This is a genomic window from Azospirillum sp. B506 (assembly GCF_000333595.1).
In the GTDB taxonomy this organism is placed as follows: Bacteria; Pseudomonadota; Alphaproteobacteria; order Azospirillales; family Azospirillaceae; genus Azospirillum.
On record NZ_BADK01000743.1, the window covers coordinates 1 to 2098 of the forward strand.

At 66.8% G+C, this 2098-nt stretch carries 1 protein-coding gene; it reads right to left on the reverse strand.

From position 1 onward, the window contains the following. Nucleotides 1–323: 323 nt before the first annotated feature. Complete coding sequence (gene zwf, locus I71_RS23030; protein WP_042698857.1) at nucleotides 324–1844, reverse strand: glucose-6-phosphate dehydrogenase; 1521 nt, start codon at nucleotides 1842–1844, stop codon at nucleotides 324–326. Nucleotides 1845–2098 lie beyond the last annotated feature (254 nt).

Below are 2098 nucleotides of genomic sequence, written 5' to 3' on the forward strand. Positions count from 1 at the left end.
GACGATCCTCATTGTGCCGATCCCCAAAAGAACCAACCCCACAAGGCCGCAACGGGTACCAACTGCCGCCGCTTGCGCATCCCTTCTCACAACACGGTATAAACTTGTCAAAGAACCCGCCCGATGCAGAAACCGGAAGCTCGCCCGAACCCTGGGGTTCGGATCGCAAGCACCGGTTTGTCGGGCTTCCCGTTCGCGTGTCGGTCGCTGCCGGTTCGGCGGCGCCGGCGTCGTTCGCGTCGGGAGGCGCTTTATAGGCGGCACCCCCCGACCCATGCAAGAGCTTTTTTCGTCCCTATGGCGTTTTTTTTGATCGGCAGACCTCAGAAGGCGGCCGACGGGATCTCGTCGTCGTGCCAAGTGCGGCCATCGCGCTCGATCAGAGCGATGGATTGGGACGGTCCCCAGGTGCCGGCAATGTAGGGCTTCGGCATCTCATGCCGGGCCGTCCAGCCGTCGATGATAGGCTCCGCCCACTGCCACGCCGCCTCAACCTCGTCGCGACGCATGAACAGGGTGGAGTTGCCGCGGACCACATCCATCAGCAGACGCTCGTAGGCATCCGGGAAGCGGCCGCCGAACGTCTGGGCGAAGCTGAGGTTCAGCGCCGCCGGACGCAGGCGCATGCCACCCGGCCCCGGTTCCTTGGTCATCAGATGCAGGCGGATGCTCTCGTCGGGCTGGAGCCGGACGATCAGGCGGTTGGCCTGCAGTTCGCCGGCTCCTTGCGGGAAGATCGAATGGCGGATCGGCCGGAACTGGATGACGATCTCCGACATCTTGGCCGGCAGCCGCTTGCCGCTGCGCAGATAGAAGGGCACGCCGGCCCAGCGCCAGTTGTCGATCTCCAGCTTCAGCGCGACGAAGGTCTCGGTGCCGCTGCCCGCCGGGATGCCGGGTTCGTCGAGATAACCGGGAACCGCACCGCCGGCAACCGCACCCGCGCGATATTGCCCGCGGACGGTGCAGCCGCCGACCTCGTCCGCCCCGATGGGCTTGAGCGAGCGCAGGACCTTCAGCTTCTCGTCGCGCACCGATTCCTGGGCGAGCGAGATCGGGCATTCCATGCCGACCAGACAGACGAGCTGAAGCAGATGGTTCTGCACCATGTCGCGGAGCGCGCCGGACTGGTCGTAATAGCCACCGCGCTCCTCAACGCCCACCGTTTCGGCGACGGTGATCTGCACATGGTCGATATGGTCGGCGTTCCACAACGGCTCGAACAGGGAGTTGCCGAAGCGCAGCGCCAACAGGTTCTGCACCGTCTCCTTACCGAGGTAATGGTCGATGCGGTAGATCTGCGGCTCGGTGAAGACGGCACCGACGCGGTCGTTGATCTCCTGCGCCGAGGCAAGGTCGCGGCCGATCGGCTTTTCCAGCACGACGCGCGAGTCCGGCGTGGCGAGGCCGAAAGCGCGCAGCTGGTCGCTGACCGGGCCGAACAGGCTGGGAGACGTCGCGAGATAGAAGATGCGGACCGCGCCGCTGCTGCGCGACGGCGGATTGTTCAGGCGGCCGGCCAGTTCATCCCAGCCGTTGTCGGAGGTGGCATCGACCGGAACATAATCCAGCCGCTCCAGGAAACGGGCGACCAGCGCGGTGTCGCGTTCGTCCGCGGGAACATGCTCGCGGATCGCCTCCTCCGCCTTGGCGCGGTAATCGGACGGGGCGAGCGGGCTGCGCGAGACGCCGATGATGCGGCTGCCCTCGGCCACCTGCCCCGCCTTGTCGCGCAGGTACAGCGCCGGCAGCAGCTTGCGCAGAGCCAGGTCACCGGTGCCGCCGAACACCGTATAGTCGAAGGGAGGCAGTGCGGGGGCTGCGCCAGTGGAGCGTGGGGGCATCTTCGGACCTCTCGACGTCGGTGGCACGGTGGCTTGGGCAGCCCGTGCATCATGGTGCCATAGGGATGGGCCGGTCACAATGCGGGCCGCCCTGGCCCTGCGCCGGCCCAGTTTCCAGGATTTTCTTCCGCCGGTTCAGCCCAGCAGGTTGAGGACGGACGCGCCGCTCTCCGCCGGGCCGGCATTGTTGCGGAACAGGGAGAACAGGTCCCGGCCGCAGCCATGGGAGGCATCCTCGCTCGGCGCGGCGGGCG

What these genes read in the sequence shown, in the direction of transcription:
- zwf (WP_042698857.1), bottom strand. Translation starts at nt 1,844, where the DNA reads ATGCCCCCACGCTCCACTGGCGCAGCCCCCGCACTGCCTCCCTTCGAC.